13 protein-coding genes and 1 pseudogene are annotated in these 22,089 nt (G+C 42.5%); 7 read left to right on the top strand and 7 right to left on the bottom strand.

The features are described from left to right. Positions 1-50: 50 nt before the first annotated feature. Positions 51-1,583 carry a YadA-like family protein gene (locus tag HV560_RS02520; protein WP_176812085.1) on the bottom strand — a complete coding sequence of 511 codons (1,533 nt, stop codon included), beginning with the start codon at positions 1,581-1,583 and terminating at the stop codon, positions 51-53. 313 nt (positions 1,584-1,896) lie between these two features. Here HV560_RS02520 and HV560_RS02525 point away from each other — a divergent pair, with 313 nt between their 5' ends. From HV560_RS02525 to trkA, 5 genes are all read left to right on the top strand, one after another. Further along, positions 1,897-2,859: a TAXI family TRAP transporter solute-binding subunit gene (locus HV560_RS02525; protein ID WP_176812086.1), complete on the top strand. Its 963-nt coding sequence runs from the start codon at positions 1,897-1,899 to the stop codon at positions 2,857-2,859. A gap of 203 nt (positions 2,860-3,062) precedes the next feature. After that, entirely contained in the window at positions 3,063-5,699 is a 2,637-nt protein-coding gene (locus HV560_RS02530) for a TRAP transporter permease (RefSeq protein ID WP_176812087.1), read from the top strand. 38 nt (positions 5,700-5,737) lie between these two features. Beyond that, positions 5,738-6,163 carry a universal stress protein gene (locus HV560_RS02535; protein WP_176807833.1) on the top strand — a complete coding sequence of 142 codons (426 nt, stop codon included), beginning with the start codon at positions 5,738-5,740 and terminating at the stop codon, positions 6,161-6,163. A gap of 51 nt (positions 6,164-6,214) precedes the next feature. Further along, complete coding sequence (gene rsmB, locus HV560_RS02540; RefSeq protein WP_176812088.1) at positions 6,215-7,543, top strand: 16S rRNA (cytosine(967)-C(5))-methyltransferase RsmB; 1,329 nt, start codon at positions 6,215-6,217, stop codon at positions 7,541-7,543. Beyond that, complete coding sequence (gene trkA, locus HV560_RS02545; protein ID WP_176807835.1) at positions 7,544-8,920, top strand: Trk system potassium transporter TrkA; 1,377 nt, start codon at positions 7,544-7,546, stop codon at positions 8,918-8,920. It begins immediately after the preceding gene. Between the two features lie 71 nt (positions 8,921-8,991). Here the strand turns inward: trkA and HV560_RS02550 are convergent, their stop codons facing one another. From HV560_RS02550 to HV560_RS02570, 5 genes and pseudogenes are all read right to left on the bottom strand, one after another. After that, entirely contained in the window at positions 8,992-9,642 is a 651-nt protein-coding gene (locus HV560_RS02550; protein ID WP_176807836.1) for an L-fuculose-phosphate aldolase, read from the bottom strand. A gap of 59 nt (positions 9,643-9,701) precedes the next feature. Continuing rightward, a pseudogene (locus HV560_RS10330) lies at positions 9,702-9,857 on the bottom strand (RbsD/FucU domain-containing protein); the annotation flags it as partial. A 107-nt stretch (positions 9,858-9,964) separates the two neighbouring features. Beyond that, positions 9,965-11,398, bottom strand: a complete 1,434-nt coding sequence (gene fucK / locus HV560_RS02560) for an L-fuculokinase (protein WP_176812089.1) — start codon at positions 11,396-11,398, stop codon at positions 9,965-9,967. Between the two features lie 191 nt (positions 11,399-11,589). Beyond that, positions 11,590-13,356, bottom strand: coding sequence for an L-fucose isomerase (fucI, locus tag HV560_RS02565; protein ID WP_176812090.1), 1,767 nt, complete (start codon positions 13,354-13,356; stop codon positions 11,590-11,592). Between the two features lie 207 nt (positions 13,357-13,563). Next, positions 13,564-14,310: a DeoR/GlpR family DNA-binding transcription regulator gene (locus HV560_RS02570; protein ID WP_176809399.1), complete on the bottom strand. Its 747-nt coding sequence runs from the start codon at positions 14,308-14,310 to the stop codon at positions 13,564-13,566. A 280-nt stretch (positions 14,311-14,590) separates the two neighbouring features. Here HV560_RS02570 and HV560_RS02575 point away from each other — a divergent pair, with 280 nt between their 5' ends. Beyond that, positions 14,591-16,648: a TonB-dependent receptor domain-containing protein gene (locus HV560_RS02575; protein ID WP_176812091.1), complete on the top strand. Its 2,058-nt coding sequence runs from the start codon at positions 14,591-14,593 to the stop codon at positions 16,646-16,648. A 97-nt stretch (positions 16,649-16,745) separates the two neighbouring features. On the opposite strand, the gene HV560_RS02580 is transcribed toward HV560_RS02575, so the two are convergent. Beyond that, a complete protein-coding gene (locus HV560_RS02580) occupies positions 16,746-17,957 on the bottom strand; it encodes an ATP-binding protein (protein ID WP_176809397.1) in 1,212 nt (403 codons plus the stop codon). A gap of 173 nt (positions 17,958-18,130) precedes the next feature. On the opposite strand from HV560_RS02580, the gene purL reads away from it, so the two are divergent. Beyond that, positions 18,131-22,030 (top strand): phosphoribosylformylglycinamidine synthase, encoded by a 3,900-nt coding sequence (purL, locus tag HV560_RS02585; RefSeq protein WP_176812092.1) that lies wholly within the window; start codon positions 18,131-18,133, stop codon positions 22,028-22,030. Positions 22,031-22,089 lie beyond the last annotated feature (59 nt).

The raw sequence follows: 22,089 nt of genomic DNA on the forward strand, positions 1-22,089 counted from the left end.
CACTTGCCAAACGCAAGTGCCTTATGTTTTACACAATCATTTATTAATGATTATTTCCAGCGGTAACCTACACCTGCACCTACTACTGGAGAGCCAGATGTGGTTGCAGAAGCACCTACTTTATAGTTAAATTTACCGCTATTAGAGTTACCTGTTAAACCGATAGCAATCGCTTGTTGGCCATTATAATGACCTGCACCTGCCGTGATGTAGTGAGCACCTTTTTCGCCCGCAGTTGGCATCATAGATAACGCCGCTGTGCCTGCAATACCTGCACTCAGGTTTTTATTCAGTTTGTTCACTCTGGTTTCTAACGCACTAGTTCTGTTTTCTAACGCAGATACTCTGGTTTTCGTTGAGGTAAGATCTAAGGTTTGATTTTGGAAGCTGTTTACTGAAGTTTCTAGCATATGAATCTTAGCTTTGTTGTGTACAATATCAACTTTATTAGCTATAACTGTATCTGTTAGAACGTCTACATGCTCTTTATTCGCTGCAATGTCCTTTTTGTTTTTTGCAATATCAGCTTTGTTCGTTGTACTAGCAACTTTGTTGGCTAAAGCACCTTCAGCGACGCTATCAAGATATGCTTTATTTTCTGCGATATCAGCTTTGTTCGTTGCACTAGCGACTTTGTTGGCTAAGACACCTTCAGCTACATTATCAACATATTCAACATCGGCTTTATTTGCCTGTAATTTTGCAATTTCAGTATTATTGCTGTTTACATTATCTTGGACGTGGTAGAAGTCTCTTTTTTCTACTTTTGTTTCTAAAGCGTCTTTATTGGCTTTTATGTTAGCGTTAGTATCAGTGAAATTTTTTGCTGAGTCTGCTTGGTTAGCCGTAATTTGTGCCTGAAGGCCTCCAATTTTAGCCACTTCAATTGCATTGTCATTAACTATGTCTTTAAGACCGTTTACATAACGTGCTGTTGCATCAATGTCTGCTTTGTTGTGTGCAATATCAACTTTATTAGCTAGAACTGTATCTGTTAGAACGTCTACATGCTCTTTATTCGCTGCAATGTTCTTTTTGTTTTCTGCAATATCAGCTTTGTTCGTTGTACTAGCGACTTTGTTGGCTAAAACACTTTCAGCGATGCTATCAAGATATGCTTTATTTTCTGCAATATCGGTTGCATTGTTATTAACTATGTCTTTAAGACCGTTTACATAACGTGCTGTTACATCAATGTCTGCTTTGTTGTGAACAGTATCAATTTTGTTACTTATAACGGTCTTTGTTAGAGCGTCTACATCCCCTATAAGAGAGTACGTTGTTGAACCCAATTGGATTAATGTGTCAGCCGTAAATTGTCCGAATTCATTCAGAGTCATTCTTGCGTCTCGCATACCTTGTAGACCTAAGTCTTGGCCTTTCACAGCCTTATAAAGGTTATTAAATTGAGTGCCATCAATCTTATATTCAATGACAGTATCATCAGCCATACTTACACCACTTGCGACGGCAAGGGCTAATGCGGTGGCTACCACGCGTGATTTTGAGCGAGACGTAGCTAATTCTGAGCAAGCCACAGATTGACCAAGTGCGTTTTTCTTCACTTTAAAAATTTTGTTCATAATAGAAACTCCATAAAAAATTGAATTGTATACAATAAAAATTTCTTGCAAGTTCTTATGGGGGTAACAAACAAGAAATACTAGCTAGTGATGATCATCATATAAGTATATAACCACGATCAGCCCTAATGGTAGTGTTGAATGTGGTGGTTGTCAATTTGTTTTCAGTTTTAGCCTGTTTTTTGTGTGGGGGGCGAGAAAAATTGTTTTACTAATCAAATAATCTGTGCTAAAAAATTGCCTTAGTTTTTATGGTGTTTTGAGCGTTTGCTTAAAATAAATGCTTTTTTATGCTGATTTTTAGGAGCCAATCATGAAAAAATTAGTCAAACTTTCTTTTCTTGCCAGCTTAGTAATGGGTGGGGCATCTGTTCACGCGGCTGAAACGTTTGTGACTATCGGTACGGGTGGTCAAACGGGGGTTTATTATGTGGTGGGGCAGTCGATTTGTCAGTTAGTAAACCGTGATACGGCAAAAACCGGGGTGAAATGTAATGCACCATCAACGGGCGGCTCGGTGGCAAATTTAAATGCGATTGCAGTGAAAGAAATGGATATGGGGATTGCTCAATCAGATTGGCAATACCACGCTTATAATGGTTCAAGCTCATTTGAGGGGAAGAAAAATGATAAAATTCGTGCCATTTTCTCCCTTCATCCCGAGCCGTTTACCGTAATGGCACGGACGGATTCGGGTATTGCCTCTTTCGATGATTTAAAAGCAAAACGGGTGAATGTGGGTGACCCAGGTTCGGGCACGCGTGCAACAATGAATGTGATTTTAGCCGCAAAAGGTTGGACGGATAGAGATTTTAAAGTGGCCTCCGAATTAAAACCTGCAGAAATGGCATCAGTTATGTGTGATAACAATTTAGATGCGATTACTTATAACGTGGGGCACCCAAATGGGGCATTAAAAGAAGCCGCTGCGTCTTGTGAGGCAAAATTAGTGCCAGTGGTGGGGCCTGAAATTGATAAATTAGTTGCCGATCATTCTTACTATGCAAAAGCAACCATTCCTGGTGGGTTATATAAAGGCTCAGATGAGCCAACAGACACCTTTGGGGTGTATGCAACGTTGGTAACATCTTCTGATGTGGATGCCGATAAAGTGTATACCGTGACTAAAGCGGTGTTTGATAATTTTGATCGTTTTAAACGTTTACACCCAGCATTTGCGAATTTAAAACAAGAAGAGATGATTAAAAATGCACTTTCTGCCCCTTTGCACGAGGGGGCGGTGCGTTATTATAAAGAAAAAGGTTGGATGCAGTAACCTTTGTATTTTGTGATGTGGGTTTAATCAGCACGTTTTGGCGTGCTGGTTTTTTTGCATTTATGGACTGTGGATAATTTATCAATTTTTTCGTTTGATTGATAAGTTATCCATAGTATTTAGCTTAGCAAGCGGTCGGTTTTTCGAGAAAATTTGCAGATTTTTAGCAAAATTTGACCGCTTGTGTTGTTGAGGAATCTGTTATGTCGGTTGAATCTAAAGCGGATTATGATGACCTGCAAGATATGGTGGCATCAAATGATACAGGGGGGCGAACCCCCTCTGGTTTGGCGAAGAAGGCGATTGTGTATGGGGCTATTCTTTGGTCTCTCTTTCAAATTTATTATGCCTCTCCATTGCCGTTTGTGTTCCAAGAGTGGCTCACTCAATTAGGCTTTTCGTTGAATGTGGTGGTGGATGATACGAAAGCCCGTTCTATCCATCTGGCGTTTGCGGTGTTTTTAGCCTTTTTGGCTTATCCTGCCTTTGCAAGTTCCCCTAAACATCGGATACCGAAGATCGATTGGGTATTTGCGATAGTGGGGGCTTGTTTGGCGTTGTATTATATTTTCTTTTATGATGGATTAGTTAAACGTTTCGGGGCGCCTAATACGCAAGATATTATTGCAGGCTGTTTGGGGATTTTATTGGTGCTTGAAGCCACTCGCCGTAGCCTTGGCTTGCCACTTGTGATTATTGCGATGGTGTTCTTGGTTTATAATTTCTTTGGGCAGTATTTTCCTGCTGATTGGATTGTAAGCCATCGTTCTGGTTCTCTTTCTCAAATCATTAACCAGCAATGGATTACCACAGAGGGGGTGTTTGGGGTTGCATTGGGTGTTTCCACTAAATATGTGTTCTTATTTGTGTTATTCGGTGCGTTGTTAGATAAAGCAGGGGCAGGGAATTACTTCATTAAAACGGCGTTTGCTTATTTAGGTCACTTGCGTGGTGGTCCTGCAAAAGCCGCAGTGGTTTCTTCGGCATTAACTGGTTTGATTTCGGGTTCGTCTATCGCTAATGTGGTGACAACAGGCACGTTTACCATTCCAATGATGAAACGTGTGGGCTTTAGCAAAGAAAAATCGGGTGCGGTAGAGGTTGCTTCATCAGTAAATGGGCAGATTATGCCGCCTGTTATGGGGGCTGCGGCGTTTTTGATGATTGAATATGTGAATATGCCTTATAGCCAGTTGATTACACACGCGTTTTTACCCGCGTTGATTTCTTATATCGCATTGGTTTATATCGTGCATTTGGAAGCCTGTAAAATGAATTTGCAAGGCTTGCCAAGAAGTGAGCCGCCTAGCCCAATATTGGTGTTTTTATTAAGAGCAGTGACCTCAATTTTAGTGGTGTTAGCTTTGGTGATTGGCGTTTATTACGGTTTAGGTTGGATTCGTGCCATTACGCCTGATTTTGCCTTTGGGATTGTGTGTGCTTTATTAGCGGTGTGGTATTTGTTAGCCATTCGTCGGGTGGCGAGCTTTCCTGATTTAGAGGCAGATGATCCAAATTCAGGTATTGTGTCGTTACCGAAGAAAAAACCAACGGTAAATGCTGGCTTACATTACTTAATTCCTGTTGTGGTATTGCTTTGGTGCTTAATGGTTGAAATGCTTTCGCCAGGGCTTTCTGCATTTTGGGGAACCGTTACGCTGATTTTCATTCAATTAACTCAGCGTCCTTTATTACACGTTTTCCGCAAAGAGGCGGTGACGGTTGAACTTGTCAAGCAGGGGCTAAAAGATGTGATTGATAGCCTTGAGGCAGGTGGTCGTAATATGACGGGTATTGCCTTAGCTACCGCAACGGCAGGGGTGATTGTGGGTGTTGTTGCATTAACAGGATTTGGTGTTCAGCTTTCAAGCGTGATTGAAATTCTGTCAATGGGTAACATTGTGTTAATGTTGATTTTAGTTGCCATTTTTAGTTTGATTTTAGGAATGGGATTACCTACAACGGCAAACTATATTGTGGTGTCATCATTAATGGCAACCGTGATTGTGGAAGTAGGGCGTCAAAATGGATTAATTGTGCCACTTATTGCGGTGCATTTATTTGTGTTCTATTTCGGGATTATGGCAGATGTGACGCCACCTGTCGGTTTAGCCTCTTTCGCTGCCGCGGCAATTTCAGGCGGTAGCCCGATTAAAACAGGTTTAGTGGCTTTTTTATATAGTTTGAGAACCGCAATTCTTCCGTTCCTATTTATTTTTAATACGGATTTATTGTTGATTGATCTTCACTATCCAGGACAGGGTTGGTTGGTGTTCTTTACTGCAACGGTTGGGGTGTTAGCGTTTACCTCGGCAACCATGAATTATATTTTAACTAAAAATAAATGGTGGGAAACGGCATTACTTGTGATTGCAGCCTTTGCATTATTTCGCCCAGGCTTTTTTATGGATCGTATTTATCCGTCTGAACGTCATATTGAGCCAGTGCATTTTGAAGAACAGTTGCTTGAAAGTCAGGTAGGTCAAAATGTTACCTTAAAAGTGAAAGGGTTAAATCCTTACGGTAAAGAAATTGAGTTTTACGCTCAATTACCTGTACCAGAAGGCTCAACGGGTGAAGAGCGTTTGAAAAACGTAGGTTTAACGCTTATTCAAACCGATGAAAAAATTAACGTTGATGGTGTAGACACACCAAAACTCGTGATTGATATGGTTGAGATCGATTCTCCAGCCGCGAAAGCTGGCTTGAATTGGGATCAAACGTTACTTTATGTGGCTGTTCCACAATCCGCTCCAGCGAAAGAGTGGATGTTCATTCCTGCTTTATTGGTTGTGTTTGGTGTTGTGGCAAACCAACGCCGTAGAGTGAAAAAATCATAAATAAAAGGGAGGTAATGTCCTCCCTATAGGATTTAATTATGTATAACAAAATACTTATTGCCATTGATTTAACCGATCTTAAAAGTGCAAAATATGCAGTCGATACAGCATTGCAGATAACCGCAAATAATCCAAATGCGGTTTATCGTGTGGCTTCTATTATTGAGCCAGTAGATAACAGTTTGATTTCCGCTTTTTTGCCGAAAAATTTTGATAAAGAAGTGGTTGCAGAAGCGAATCAAAAATTGCACGACTTTACTAAAGCCCATTTTCCTACGGGCTCAAAAGTGCAGCACATTGTGGCGTATGGCACAATTTATGAAGAAATTTGTCGTATTGCAGAAGAGAAAGCGGTCGATTTAATTCTGATGCTTGCAAGTAGTAAGCCGAATGCGAAGGGGCTGAGTTCTAATACGGTAAAAGTGGCTCGTAATAGCACTAAACCAATTTTAGTTTTAAGATAATAACGCATTCAGTTACAATAGTGCCATTCTATCCGAATGGCATTTTTATTTATGAAAAAAAATTCTGCTGCACTCTCTTCTCGAGCGATGAGTGCAAATATTCTTTTACAAGTACTTGAGCAAGGTAAATCGCTTTCTACGCTGATGTTTGACACGCAAAAACAACTTAACCCAAAAGATTTACCGCTTGTGCAAGAAATTACTTTTGGGGTGTGCCGAGTGTTGCCTCGCCTTGAGGCTATCATCAAATTATTAGTGGCAAAACCGCTCAAAGGCAAAACGCGTTTGGTGCATTGTTTGTTGTTGGTGGGGTTATATCAACTTCTTTATATGCGAGTGCCTGCCCACGCTGCGGTTGATGAAGTGGTGAATGCGACTAAAGCATTAAAATTGGATAGTTTTCGTGCTTTAACAAATGGTGTGTTACGCCGTTTTTTGCGTGAACAAGAAAGCATTTTGGCGAAAGTGGATAAGCATTGGCAAACCCTGCACCCCGAATGGTTGGTAAACAAGCTAAAAAAAGCCTACCCTCATTGGCGTGAAATTATTGAGGCAAATAACCAACGCCCTCCAATGTGGATTCGTGTTAATCAGCAACATATTAAAGCAAAAGATTATGCGGTGCTGCTTAATGATTTAGTTGCAAAAAATTCGGAAAATTCGACCGCTTGTACTTCAGCAAATATTCCCGAATGTGCGATTTTGTTAGACAAACCCGTTGTTGTTAATCAACTTGTTCATTTTGAACAAGGCTGGGCAACCGTGCAAGATGCTCACGCCCAATGGTCGGCGGAATTATTAGGGGCAGAAAATGGCGAGCTGATTTTAGATGCCTGTGCCGCCCCGGGTGGAAAAACCACCCATATTTTAGAAAAATCGCCACTGGCGAAAGTGATGGCGTTAGATATTGAAGAAAACCGCTTACACCGCGTGCGTGAGAACCTCGCCCGACTTGGACAAACCGCAGAGATAATGTGTGGCGATGCTGCCAAACCTGATGAATGGCTAGAAAAAGGTGTGATGTTCGATCGCATTTTGCTTGATGCCCCTTGTTCTGCAACAGGCGTTATTCGCCGTCATCCAGATATTAAATGGCTTCGCCAAGAAAGCGATATTGCAGAGCTGGCAACACTACAAAGAAATATTCTCAATGCCTTATGGGAAAGACTAAAACCCAATGGCATTTTGCTTTATGCAACTTGTTCAGTGCTACCCGAAGAAAATAGTGAGCAAATTCAACGATTTGTACAAGAAATGCCAACTGCAAAATTAGTGGAAATGGATTTTAACGGCGAAAAAGTGCTAGAGAAACAGTTTTTTCCTGAGCAAAATAGTGGCGATGGATTTTTCTACGCAAAATTACAAAAAGTGGCAAATTAAATGAAAATTATCATTTTAGGTGCGGGGCAGGTGGGCTCAACACTGGCAGAAAATTTAGTCAGCGAAAATAACGATTTGGTTTTGATTGATAATGACCCCTCTCGTTTAGATAAACTTAAAGACAAGCACGATTTACAAGTGATTCGAGGCGAATTTGCTTCGCCACAAGTATTGCGAGAGGCGGGGGCAAGCGATGCAGATTTGTTGGTTGCGGTAACAGACAGCGATGAGGTGAATATGATTGCCTGTCAAATTGCTTATACTCTGTTTAATGTGCCAACTAAAATTGCCCGTATTCGAAGTGCGGATTATGTGCGAGAAAAAGAGCTGCTGTTTAACGATAATGTGTTGCCCATCGATCATATTATTGCGCCTGAAATGCTAGTAAAAAAAGATATTCTTCGCCTTATTCACTATCCGGGGGCGTTGCAAATTACCCACTTTGCGAATGAGCAAGTGAGCATTGTAAATGTGAAAGCCTATTATGGCGGCCCTTTGGTTGGTTACCCGATTTCGGCGTTGCGTGATCACCTTCCTCATATTGAAGTGCGTGTGGTCTCTATTTTTCGCCAAGACAAGTCTATTGTGCCACAAGGTTCTACCATTATTGAGGCAGGCGATGAGGTGTTTTTTATCTGTGCAACCTCACATATTCGAGCGGTAATGAGTGAACTGCAACGCTTAGAGCGTCCTCACAAACGCATTATGATTGTAGGCGGAGGGAGCATCGGTTCCTCACTCGCTCACGATTTGGAAGATCAATATAGTGTTAAAATTATTGAACGTAACCCAAAACGTGCTGAAAAATTGGCGGAAAAACTGTCTAAAACCCTCGTTTTAACTGGCGATGCCTCGGATAAAGAGCTATTGTTTGAAGAACATATTGAAAATATTGATTTATTCCTTGCCGTGACGAGCGATGATGAGTCTAATATTATGTCAGCCTTGCTTGCTAAACGGCTTGGTGCGAAGAAAGTGATCGTTTTAGTGCAGCGTTTGGCTTATTTACACTTAATTCAAGGCGGTACGATTGATATTGCAATATCGCCACAACAAGCGACGATTTCTGCCCTTGCTAGCTATGTACGAAAAGGCGATATTTTACAAGTGTCTTCGTTAAAACTCGGCGTGGCGGGTGCGGTAGAAATTATTGCTCACGGTGATGAAACCTCTTCTAAAGTGGTTGGCAAACAAATTCGAGAAATTAAGTTACCGCAAGGTGCCATTATTGGTGCGGTGGTTCGTAGAGAAGCGGTGATTATTGCCCATAAATCAACAGTAATTGAAGAAAATGACCGAGTCATTATTTTTGTGAATGATAAAAAACAGATCGATGAAATTGAAAAACTCTTCCAAATTGGGGTGTTTTTCCTGTAAACAGAAAGGGCATTTTTAAACAATGCCCTTTCTGTTTGGTTAGTTTTTCGTGAAAAATGACCGCTTGTAACTTACCTTTCTTCCACCCAAGAACCGTAGGATTTAAATTTTTCTAATACGATATCCATCTGTTCTTTGTTTAACGTTGGGATAGCTTTACCTGTAGCGAGTAATTTCAGATACCATTCTGCGATCACTTCTACTTCGTGAGCCACACCTAGGGCTTTGTCTAGGGTTTTATCGGCAGTGATTAAGCCGTGATGTGCCAATAAAATTGCTTTACTGCTTTTAATTCCTTCTCGCACATAATCGGCTAATTGATGGGTGCCAAAGGGGGCGTAAGGTACGCATGGAATGTGGTCGGTGCCAGTACACGCAATCATATAGTGAATAGCGGGTATGGGTTCACCTAAAATAGAAACTGCGGCACAGTTTTTTGCGTGGTTATGCACCACTGCATTTAGCTCTGAATGAGCTTCATAAACTGCCAAATGGAACTGCCATTCGCTTGAGGGGAGTTTACCCTCTTCGTGCTTACCGTTACCATCAACAAACACGATAGAATCTTCCGTCATTTCTTCATAAGGTGTGCCTGTTGGGGTAATCAGCATACCGTCTTTATAACGCACACTGACATTACCTGCTGTGCCTTGGTTTAACCCGATTCGGGTCATTTCAAGACAGGTGTCAATAATTTGTCTTGCCAGTTGTTGTCTTTCCATTTTGGAACTCCTTTTAATTTTGTTTTTGTAAAAAATTCTGATTTTTTAACCGCTTGTACTTAAACTGGTGTGACGCCTTTTTTGATAATAATGTTGCCATATTTCGCCAACTCGCCGGTAATCACCACGGCATAAGCGGCTTTCGCTCTGTTGTAAATTGCTAGTGGGGCTTCAACATATTGGTTAAATTCGAATAGGGCAGAAATACCATCTAATTTTACCCCTCTCCCTGATTTGAGGTTCTGAACGAACCTCAAATCTGTCCCTCTCCCACAAGGGGCGAGGACATATATCTCCCCCCTGTGGGAGAGAGCGGGAAACGCTATCTATAAAATTGATTATTTGCTGATGGCTCAACCCGTTTCACATTTGGCTTCATTGCCTGTTGTGCGGCATTTGGGCTGTTAAATACACCCGCCCCAGCAAAGGTGAACATTGCTGCCCCCAACACCGTACTTTCTGGGAAATCCACCACATCAATTGGGCGATTTAGCACATCGACTCGGATTTGGTTCCACAACGCATTTTTAGAACCTCCGCCTACGCAAATCAAACTTTCCGCATTGAAGTTGCTGACTTCTTGTAATACATTCAGTCCGTCTTTTAGGCGGTGAGCCATATATTCCAAACCTGCTCGGTAAATTTCGCCACGAGAGGTGTGCATAGATAAACCTGTAATGGATCCTGTTTGGTCTGTTGTGCCGTCAAAGTTGCCGACCAATTTCACGCCGTTTGAGCCAGCTGGTACTTCTGTTGCTTCGCCAATCATTGTGGCGTAGTAGTTCGGTGTATCTGCCGCATCAGAGAAGAAGCGTTTGCCAACCCACTCCATCACCCCTGAAGCCACCCATTGCACACCTGGGTTGAAATAGCCTGACTGGCTGTCAAACTCAATGGTTAAGCCATTTTCCACAAATTGCGGTTGCGGTTTTGCTTTGGGGGAGCGAACCATTAAAATTTCCCAAGTGCCAGAGCTTAAAACAGGCTGATTGTAGCCAGCCCCTGAACCGAAAATTGCAAATTGGGTGTCGTGTCCGCAAGAAATCACTGGAATTTGACCGCTTAGTCCTAACTCGTCGGAAATCTCTCTTTTTAATGTTCCCACAACCTCGCCTGCATTTTTCATTGGTGGGAAGTGTTTTTCGGTTAAGCCGAGCAGCTCTAACACTTCGTTATCCCAAGCGTCGTTTTCAATATTTGTCATCATTGAGGTGCCTGCCATTGTGCGGTCGGTGCTTTGTACACCCGTTAGTCGGTAGGTCAAAATGGACGAAATAAATAAGAAGCTCTCTGCTTGGGTGTAAATGTCAGGTTTGTTCTCTTTTAGCCACAATAATTTGAATAAGGTGTTAAAGCTGTAATGCCCTACGCCGTTGCGGCGATATAAGGCTTCTACATCAATATAATGGGCGAAATTTTCCATAATTGGCAAGGTTCTTGGGCATTTCCACGAAATAATCGGGTAAAGCTGCTTGCCGTTTTTATCAAAAAATGCACCGTCCACGCCAAATGTCGTGACGGAAATCCCAACAATTTGTTGTCGTTGTTGTTCCGAAAGTTGAGCAAGGGTTTGTTTGGCACAAATCATTAATTTTGACCAAATTTCTTCAATATCCCAAATGTGAAACTCAGGATTTTCCGCATCAGGCTGCGTGTTATTCGGTAAGTGATGTGCCGCCACAATTTGACCTGTTTGGTCGATTGCGATAGTTCGTAGATTGGTGGCACCACAGTCAAAAATAAGGGAAATTGGCATTTTTATCTCCTTCATTTTACTCTCTCCCCTTGTGGGAGAGAGACCGATCAAATTGCGTTCAGTAATTTAATCAGAGAGGGGTAAATTGTGAGAGAAAAGCGACCGCTTGTTTCTCCCTCTCCCTGCAACACCATTTTGAACGAATTGTGTTGCTGTTCCTCTCCCGCAAGGGGAGAGGGCGATTTTTTTACTTATTTATAAAGTGGTCCGAAGTTTGCACAAGCTCTGTAGTCTTGACCTTCTTTGTCTTGTCCAAAGCCATTCCACGCACTTGGGCGGAATACGTCTTTGTCTTCCACATTGTGCATACAAACTGGAATGCGTAACATTGAAGCCAGGGTGATTAAGTCTGCACCCACGTGTCCGTAAGTGGCTACGCAGTGGTTTGCTCCCCAGTTAGCCATCACGCTATACACATCAGCAAATGCCCCTTTGCCTGTTAAGCGTGGTACGAACCACGTCGTTGGCCAAGTTTCGTTGGTGCGTTTGTTTAAGGTATCGTGAACGTGTTCTGGTAAGTCGATAGACCAACCCTCCGCAATTTGTAACACCGGCCCAATACCTTTGATTAAGTTGATGCGGTGCATCGTAAATGGCATTCCGCCTTTGGTTAAGAATTGAGAAGATAAACCGCCGCCACGGAAGTATTCGTGAACCGCTGGACACCAATGTGTATTCTCTAAACAGCGTTTTCCATCTTCTTCTGTTACTTCCCAAGCAGGTTTGATGGTTGGTTTGCCGTCTTTGTCAGTGTGTTGACCTGTGCCGTCTAACGCTGCTGAACCTGAATTGATTAAGTGGATAAAGCCACTTTCCGGACGCCAGCCTGTGACCCGCTCAACCGAATCTTCGCTCCAGTAAGTACGCACATCCGCAAACACTTGAGCCTGACCGGTTAATAAGTTACCGAATAACATATTCACGCCATTTAAGCTGTCGTTTTCGGTTGCCATAATGTATGGCGGACGCACACCGTTCCAGTCGTAGGTGGAATTTAGCATTGCTTCTAAAAAGTCACCGTTTGGCAAATGGTCTGTCCAATGGCGTTGCCCTTGGAAACCAGCAGCGATGGCATTGTGACCTAATGCTTCTTCGCCGTAGCCTAATTCAGCTAAACGTGGGTTGCCCACCATTAAATCACGGGCGATGATGGTCATTTTCACCACATCTTCCCAAAGTTTTTCACGTTCTTCTGGCGAGCGTTGGTTTTCTGGGGCATTAACATCAACCCCTTCTTTGCAATAGACTTTCACCCAGTCCATCGCTAATTTAAATTCGGCTTCATCGTAAATGTTGCGGTCTAGACGGCGTTTAATTTCAGTCATATCCACATATTCATTACGCATACCCAAATAGTTTTGGAAGAACTCTTGGTTTACGATAGAGCCAGCAATCCCCATTGAAACGGAGCCGATAGATAAATAAGATTTGCCACGCAAAGTCGCCACCGCTAAACCTGTACGAGCAAAACGTAATAATTTTTCACGCACATCCGCAGGAATGGATTGGTCTCCAGCTTCTTGTACTTCAGTGCCGTAGATTGAGAAGGCGGGTAAACCTAATTGGCTATGTCCTGCGAGAGCTGCGGCTAAATAGACTGCACCTGGGCGTTCTGTGCCGTTAAAGCCCCAAATCGCTTTCGGCATATGTGGATCCATATCAATCGTTTCTGAGCCATAGCACCAACAAGGGGTAACGGTGATAACTGCACCGACATTTTCACGTTTGAATTTTTCCGCACAAGCCGCTGCTTCGGCAACACCACCGATGGTGCTATCTGCAATTACGCACTCAACAACATCGCCATTTGGATGACGGAGTTCAGATTGAATTAAATTTGCTACGGCTTTCGCCATATTCATTGTTTGATCTTCAAGTGATTCACGCACTCCTAAACGGCGACCGTCAATAGTTGGGCGGATACCAATTTTAACAGGGGTGGATTTTAACGTTGTCATAAATAGTTCTCCCGATTGGGTTTAAAAACTGTATTGATGAATTTATTATGCACAGGCAATAGATCTGATGAAGAGAAATTCTAAAATCGTTTAATTTTTGTGATTAGGATCACAAAATTTGGATAGTTTTTAGTTGAAAGTCTAAAAAAATATGCCCGATTTTACTTTTTTCGGGCAAAATCGGGCATATTGAGGAGGAAGAAATAACTAGATAATGAGTTGAATTTGGTTTTCTAAACAGTAATTTTGTACAATCTTAGGGGGAATTTGATCGACAAACAGTTTATTAACACAAGAGAGCATTTCCATTTGAATTAAGTCTTTACGATCAAATTTGCTGTGATCAACCAACAAAAACACCGCTTTACTATTTGCCAACAATTTCCGTTTGAAGGAAATATTAATTTCATTGGATTCCCAAATTACATTGTCTGCAATACCTGTACAAGAGATAATCGCGATATCAATTTTCAAGCGAGATAATAGCTGCTCAGAAAGCGGTCCATAAAAAGCATCATATTTCTCTGAATATATCCCACCCGTCGCAACGGTTCTAATGTGTGGTTTATGTGAAAGACTGCGAATAATCCGCATAGAGCTACTTACAATCGTACAGGGAATATTTGGAATGCGTTGTGCTACGTTCCAAGAGGTTGAGCTAGCATCAAGGGCAATCACGGATTCTGGTTGTAAATAAGAGACAACATTTTCTGCAATATGTCGTTTAGCGTAGCTATTTGCTCGTAAGCGAGTACTAAATGAACGTCCGATATCTCTTTTCTTATGACTAACCGCCCCACCATGTGTGCGGTGTAGCAGCCCGTTTTTATCTAATCTATTTAAATCTCGGCGGATAGTCTCAATAGAAACTGAACAATGTTCAGCCAATTCTTGCACGCTAGCCTCATCAAATTGGGCGAGATAAGCGATGATTTTATCTTGTCGTTGCTGCATAAATAGTCCTTAGTAAATTTAGACATAAATTTAACCGCTTGTAGGTCGGTCTGTCGAGTGGATAAATCGGATTTTTAGAGCGTGATCACATTTGTTTTACAAGCGGTCATATTTAGAGAGTTTTTTACAAAATCTACCTTATTTTTTGAAATTTAATTTCAGACTAATTGACAACCAATTTTAACTCTGTAAAATTCGCTTTCGTTTTGATGTTGAGAATTATTTTTAATATCAAACAGGTAATCCTCTTAAATAATTTACCTAAGGAATATAAACAAAAATGAAAAGCTTCAAATTACTCCCTGTTTCTGCTGCGGTATTGGGCGTGTTCGCAGCAAATGCGTTCGCTGAAACAGCGGTATTAGATACGGTTACTGTAACAGATAACCAAGGCTTAAAAGTTAAAAGCAATATCGTGACGACTCAGAAAAAAGATGAAAGCACTCAAACCGATTTACGTGGTTTACTGCGTGATGAGCCTGCAATCAACTTAGGTGGCGGTAACGGTACATCTCAATATCTTTACATTCGTGGTATGGGGCAAAACTCAGTTGATGTTAAAGTAGATAATGCGTACTCTGACAGCCAAATTCACTATCATCAAGGTCGTCATATGTTAGACCCTGCGTTGGTGAAAATCGTCTCTGTACAAAAAGGTGCAGGCAGTGCTTCTGCTGGTATTGGTCAAACTAATGGTGCAGTAGTTGCAAAAACATTAGATGTTCGTGATTTATTAAAAGATAGCGAGAAAAACTTTGGTGCAAAATTAGGTACTGGTATCAGTACAAACCATGCTCACAACTTCAATGCAACTGTGTATGGCAAAGGTGAAATCTTTGATGTATTGGTGTCTGGAAATCAAGTGAAAGAGAGCGATTACCAAGGTGGTAGAGGCTATTTTGATGATGCTAATAAAAATAATCGTGTCGCAAGCAGTGCCTTAAACAAAATTAGCTATTTAGCAAAATTAGGGGCAACGTTAGGTGATCATCGTATTGTATTAAGCCACTTAAATGAACAACACGAAGGTGTGCGTAATGTACGAGAAGAATTTCAAACCTTTAGTGGTCAATCACCGGCTAACCGCAAAACATCGGTTACTAATACTAATTTAGAGTATACGGGTAAAAATTTAGGTTTCGCTCAAGAAATTACGGCTAATGTTTATCGCTTGGTTCACGGTCGTGTTTCTGCTGACGATTCAGGTAACTTCTATGCGGGTCAAAAAACAGTCGGCAAAAATCGGATTAGCCTAAACCCTAAAGGGCAAACCACAAAAAATAAGATTGTAACAACGGGTGCAAATCTAAACTTTGATTCAGTAGTAAATGAAGGTGTATTACTAAAATATGGTGTGAACTATCGCCACCAAGAAGTAAAACCACACACAAAATTTGATACAAGATTAGTAAATCAAGAGAAAGTGGATACAGGTCTTTATTTAGAAGCCATTTCTGCACCAGTAGATAAAGTGACTTTAACGACGGGTATTCGTTATGATCATTTCAACTTTAAAGGTATGGATGGCAGAAAACGCAGTGATGGAGCATTTAATCCGAGTATTGGCGTCATTTATGAGCCTATCAACTACTTGAGTTTAAGTGCAAGCCACAACTACGCAACCCGTAGCCCACGTATGCAAGATGCGTTATTGTCGCACGGTGGTGGTCGAGGTTTCTACACAATTGGTAAAAATACTAAAGCAGAAAAAGCTCGCAATACTGAAATCGGCTTCAACTATAATGACGGTACATTCAGCTTTGACGGTAGTTACTTCTGGCAAAATATCTCAGATGCACTTGGCACAAATAATGGTCGTAACAGCCACGATGTGGCTTCTCAAATTATCATCAACGCAGGTAAAATCAAAAACCGCGGTTATGAGTTAAATGCAGGTTATCACGATAGTGGATTTACTGCCCGTGTAGGCGTTGCTCACAGCAAACCTAAATTCTACGGTGATAATTTAAGCAACAACCCTGAATATGCTACAGCAATTGGTCGTACTTGGACGGCGTCATTAAGCTACCGCTTTGAGCAACCAAACGTAGAAGTTGGCGTACACCACCGTATTGTTGAAAAAGTGAAAGCAGGGGATAACTTCCTGGTAAGAAACGACAATGGTACACCTAAGATTGGTCGTTTTGAAGCCTCACAAAAAGACGGTTACAATGTGACTGATATTACTGTGAACTGGAAGCCATTTAATAACGATAGCTTGAATGTGAACCTCGCAGTAGATAATGTGGCAAATAAACTCTACAAATCTCACGCTCAGCGTAGCCAGTTACCCGCCCGTGGTCGTGAATTCCGAGCAGGTGTAAACTACACGTTCTAATGCTTAAATAAGACTAAAATGCCCGATTGAATTTAATTCAGTCGGGCGTTTTTTGTTACAAGCGGTCAAATTTCCTGATTTTTTTGCAAATGTCACGTTAATTCACAAAAAATTCGGCAAAAGGAATAATCTCAATGGTTTTTCCGTCACTGATCACTTTATCTTTTTGGTTTAACGTAATGATATAGCCGTTATCAAAGTCGAAAAAACGCATTGCATCTAATACACCCTGAATTTCTCGTTCTCGATTTTCGGCATTCAGCGTTAAACAAACCTGAATAAGCTGTTGTGGTTGAGCATTTTTACACACCACGAAGTCACACTCTTTATTATTTTCGTTGTAATAATAGATCTCTTGATATTGGCGGCGTAATGCCCAAAATACGGCATTTTCTAATTTCCTACCGAGATCTGCCGTAAAAGAGGGGGAAATTGCTTCTTGTAAGCCGTTATCAATAAAATAGACCTTGCGAGGGTTCACTAACTGAGCTTTATAAGAGTACGCAAATTTGGGGATAAGCTGTATCAAATAAGCGTTTTCTAAGTAAGTTAAATATTCCTGCACGGTGGAGGTGCTTTTTACATTTAAACTTTGGGTGAGCTTACTCGCTGAAATTAAGTTCCCTACATTGCCGGCTAAAAACAGTACAAGCCGTTTCATTGATTGTTCGTCCCGAATAGCGTAACGCACCACAATATCACGGTATAAAATATCGTTGATTAAATGTTCAAACAGTTCATTTTCTTGCGTTTTCAAATATTGTGGAAAACCGCCTTTGTGCAAATATTTCTCCACGCTTTCCGCATTTTGCGGTAATTGTAGAAACGCACAAAATTCAGAAAATGAAAAAGGGAACAGCTCTTTGCTAATATGCCTGCCAGTTAATTTTGTGCCGAGTTCTCGGCTTAATAATGAGGCATTTGAGCCTGTCACAATCACTTGATACCCTTCATCGAGCTTGCCTCGCACATAGATTTCCCATTGATCAATAACTTGGATTTCATCAAAAAAAAGGATTTTAACCTGTTTTTCTTGAATGATTTCATCTAACAAACGGAAATCGCTGAATTGGAAATCAAACAGCCTTGGCGTATCAAAATTGATAAACAGCGTTGTTTGTAGATTTTGTTGCTGTAAAAGTTGGGTAAGCAATGTGCTTTTGCCGCAACGTCTGATGCCAGTAATAATTAATGCCATTTCGTTATAAAAACGCAGTTGTGGCAACATTTCTCTAGGATAGCTTTGTTGAAAGGCTAATTGTTGTTGCTGAATGCTAATTATATCAAGGAGATCGGATTTTAGTATCATAAGTGTTTATTGGTATTGAATGAATTTGTTTGATAGTAACAAATAAATTTATTCGATGCTAGAAAATAAATTTGAAGAGAATTATCTTTCCCTTATTTTTCAATGCTAGCAACCGTTTGCGTAATGAATTATAATCAGCACAAATTTTCATTTTAGATAGGAAAATATCATCAATGACTATGCAGATCTTTCGTGGCTCGCCAGCCCTTTCTGAATTTCGTTTAAACCAACTTCATCAAAAATTCCAGCAAAATCAACTTCCTGTTAAATCGGTGTATGCCGAATTTTTGCATTTTATTGCCCTAAATCGACCGCTTGCTGAAGCCGAAACAGCGAAAATTCAAGAACTGTTGCATTATGGACCTACATTGAAAGAGCAAGAGCCAAAGGGGTTTGCATTATTTGTGACCCCACGGGTTGGTACCATTTCCTCTTGGTCGTCTAAAGCAACGGACATCGCCCATAATTGTGGCTTAGACGCGGTTGAGCGTATTGAGCGTGGCGTGGTGTACTATTTTGAATTTTCTGCCGAGCTGAGCGAGTCCCAACTTACCACGCTCAAAGGCTTGCTGCACGATCGTATGATGGAAACCGTGCTGAAAGACGCTGCCGATGCCGCTCAATTGTTTGCCCAACAAGAACCAAAACCATTCACTTCGGTGGATATTTTAGGCGGTGGTCGCAAGGCGTTAGAGGACGCGAACATCAATTTAGGCTTGGCGTTGGCGGAAGATGAAATTGATTATTTGGTGCAAAATTTCACCGCACTGGGGCGTAACCCGAATGACATCGAGCTTTATATGTTCGCCCAAGCCAACTCCGAGCACTGTCGCCACAAAATTTTTAACGCAGATTGGACGATTGACGGCGTGAAACAGGAAAAATCCCTGTTCAAGATGATTAAAAACACCTTTGAGAAAACGCCTGACTATGTGCTTTCCGCTTATAAAGACAATGCCGCCGTGATGGAAGGTTCAACCGTTGGTCGTTTCTTTCCAGATCAAGACGGGCAATATCGTTACCATCAAGAAGATGCGCATATTTTAATGAAAGTGGAAACCCATAATCATCCGACTGCTATCTCGCCATTCCCTGGTGCAGCGACAGGTTCGGGCGGTGAAATTCGTGACGAAGGAGCAACTGGGCGTGGAGCGAAGCCGAAAGCAGGTTTGACAGGCTTCTCGGTCTCAAATTTGGTTATTCCAAACTTTGAACAGCCGTGGGAAAACCCGCTCTCTAAACCGAGCCGTATTGCTTCTGCGTTAGATATTATGATCGAAGGCCCACTTGGCGGTGCTGCATTTAATAATGAGTTCGGTCGCCCCGCATTGCTTGGCTACTTCCGCACTTACGAAGAAAAAGTAAATAGTTTTGCAGGTGAGGAAGTGCGGGGTTACCATAAACCAATTATGCTTGCTGGCGGTATTGGCAACATTCGTGCTGAACACGTGCAAAAAGGCGAAATCCCAGTGGGAGCAAAATTAATTGTGCTTGGCGGCCCTGCGATGAATATTGGCTTGGGTGGCGGTGCGGCTTCGTCTATGGCTTCGGGCAAATCGAAAGAGAATTTGGATTTTGCCTCGGTTCAGCGTGAAAACCCAGAAATGGAACGTCGCTGCCAAGAAGTGATCGACCGTTGCTGGCAGATGGGGGCGGAGAACCCAATTTTATTTATTCACGACGTGGGGGCTGGCGGTTTATCAAATGCGATGCCTGAATTGGTTCACGACGGCGAACGTGGCGGTAAGTTTGATTTGCGTAACATCTTGTGCGATGAAAAAGGAATGTCGCCACTTGAAATTTGGTGTAACGAATCGCAAGAGCGTTATGTGCTTGCCGTTTCCCCTGAAAAACTCGACATTTTCACAGCATTGTGCGAAAGGGAAAGAGCCCCATTTGCGGTGATTGGCGAGGCAACGAAAGAGAAGCATTTAACCCTTGCTGACACCCATTTCAACAATAAGCCGATCGATTTGCCGATGAATGTACTGCTTGGTAAAACCCCGAAAATGCAACGAGATGCTTCGTCAAAAACCGTAAAAAATCCACCGCTTGTCACCGCTGATATTGATCTCAAAGAGGCATTTCATCGTGTATTACGTTTGCCTGCGGTGGCGGAAAAAACCTTCCTGATTACTATCGGAGACCGTTCGGTAACCGGTATGGTTGCACAAGATCAGATGGTCGGTCCGTGGCAAATTCCAGTGGCGGATTGTGCTGTCACCACCGCAAGTTTAGACAGCTATCACGGTGAAGCAATGTCAATTGGCGAGCGATCACCTGTTGCTTTGCTTGACTTTGCTGCCTCAGCTCGCCTCGCCGTGGCAGAAAGCATTACTAACATTGCTGCAACCAACATTGGTGATATTAAACGGATTAAACTTTCCGCAAACTGGATGTCAGCAGCAGGTCACGAGGGGGAAGATGCAGGGCTTTATGAAGCCGTAAAAGCCGTGGGCGAAGAGCTTTGCCCAACGCTTGGCATTACAATCCCAGTGGGTAAAGACTCAATGTCGATGCGAACCACTTGGGAAGAGAACGGCGAACAAAAATCGGTAACTGCGCCTCTTTCTCTCGTGATTTCCGCATTCGCCCGTGTGGAAGATGTGCGTAAAACCGTTACCCCACAACTTCGTACCGACAAAGGCGACACTCGCTTGCTGTTAATCGACTTAGGCGAAGGCAACAGCCGCTTAGGTGCGACCGCTCTGGCTCAAGTGTATAAACAGATCGGCGACAAACCGGCGGACGTGGTGAATGTGGCACGCTTAAAAGGTTTCTTTAACGCAATACAAACCTTGGTTCGTGATGGCAAGCTACTGGCTTACCACGATAAATCAGACGGTGGTTTAATCACGACCCTTGCGGAAATGGCATTTGCCGGAAATTGCAAAATTCGTGCTGAAATCGACCGCTTGGGAACAGACGACTTAGGCGTGCTGTTCAACGAAGAACTTGGGGCAGTTATTCAAGTTAAAACCTCTGATTTAGAGAGCGTACAAGCGGTATTAAAAGCGGAAAATCTTGCAAATCTTACCTACGATATCGGTTCAGTCGCACAGGGTGATGGCTTTGAAATCACCCGAAATGGCGAAATGGTATTCAGCCAAAAACGCTCCGAACTGCGAGGCATTTGGGCGGAATTAACCCACCAAATGCAACGCTTGCGTGATAATCCTGAGTGTGCAGACCAAGAATTTGCAGCGAAAAAAGACTCGAATAACAAAGGCTTATCGGCGTTTTTAACCTATGATGTGAATGATGACATTGCCCTGCCTTTCATCAACAAAGGCACGAAACCAACCATCGCTATCTTGCGTGAGCAAGGCGTAAACAGCCACTACGAAATGGCGGCAGCGTTCGACCGTGCTGGCTTTAATGCAATTGACGTGCATATGTCCGACTTGATCTCTGGTAGACGCAACCTAAACGACTTCAACGCAATGGTGGCGTGCGGTGGTTTTTCTTACGGCGACGTACTGGGTGCGGGCGGCGGCTGGGCGAAATCAATCCTATTCAACCCAATGTTGCGTGATCAATTCAGCCAATTCTTCGTTAACCCGAACACGCTGGCATTAGGGGTATGTAATGGTTGCCAAATGGTCTCCAATCTAGCGGAAATTATTCCAGGCACAGAAAACTGGCCACGCTTCGTGCGTAACAAATCCGAACGTTTTGAAGCTCGTGCCGCAATGGTGAAAATCAACGACACCAACTCGCTCTGGTTCAATGGAATAGCTGGCAGCCATATGCCGATTGCAGTCAGCCACGGTGAAGGGCAGGTGGAATTCAAGCGGTCGGAACAGCTCGAAAACTTGCAAAAACAGAACTTGGTCATTGCCCAATATGTCGATAGCCATCTCAACCCAACCGAACAATACCCAGCCAACCCGAACGGATCGGCGTTGGGTATTACTGCCATCGGCAACACGGACGGACGAGTCGCTATTATGATGCCACACCCAGAACGAGTGTTCCGAGCGGTCAGCAACTCTTGGTGCCCCGAAGATTGGACGGAAGATGGGGCTTGGATGCGGTTGTTTAGAAGTGCGAGAGTGGCGTTGGAGTATTAAAAATCTACCTTCGTAGTGATCTGCCCCCATAGGGGGCGATTAAAATTCGAATTCATAGA

Origin of the sequence: Mannheimia pernigra (genome assembly GCF_013377995.1) — a bacterium.
Classification (GTDB): domain Bacteria; phylum Pseudomonadota; class Gammaproteobacteria; order Enterobacterales; family Pasteurellaceae; genus Mannheimia; species Mannheimia pernigra.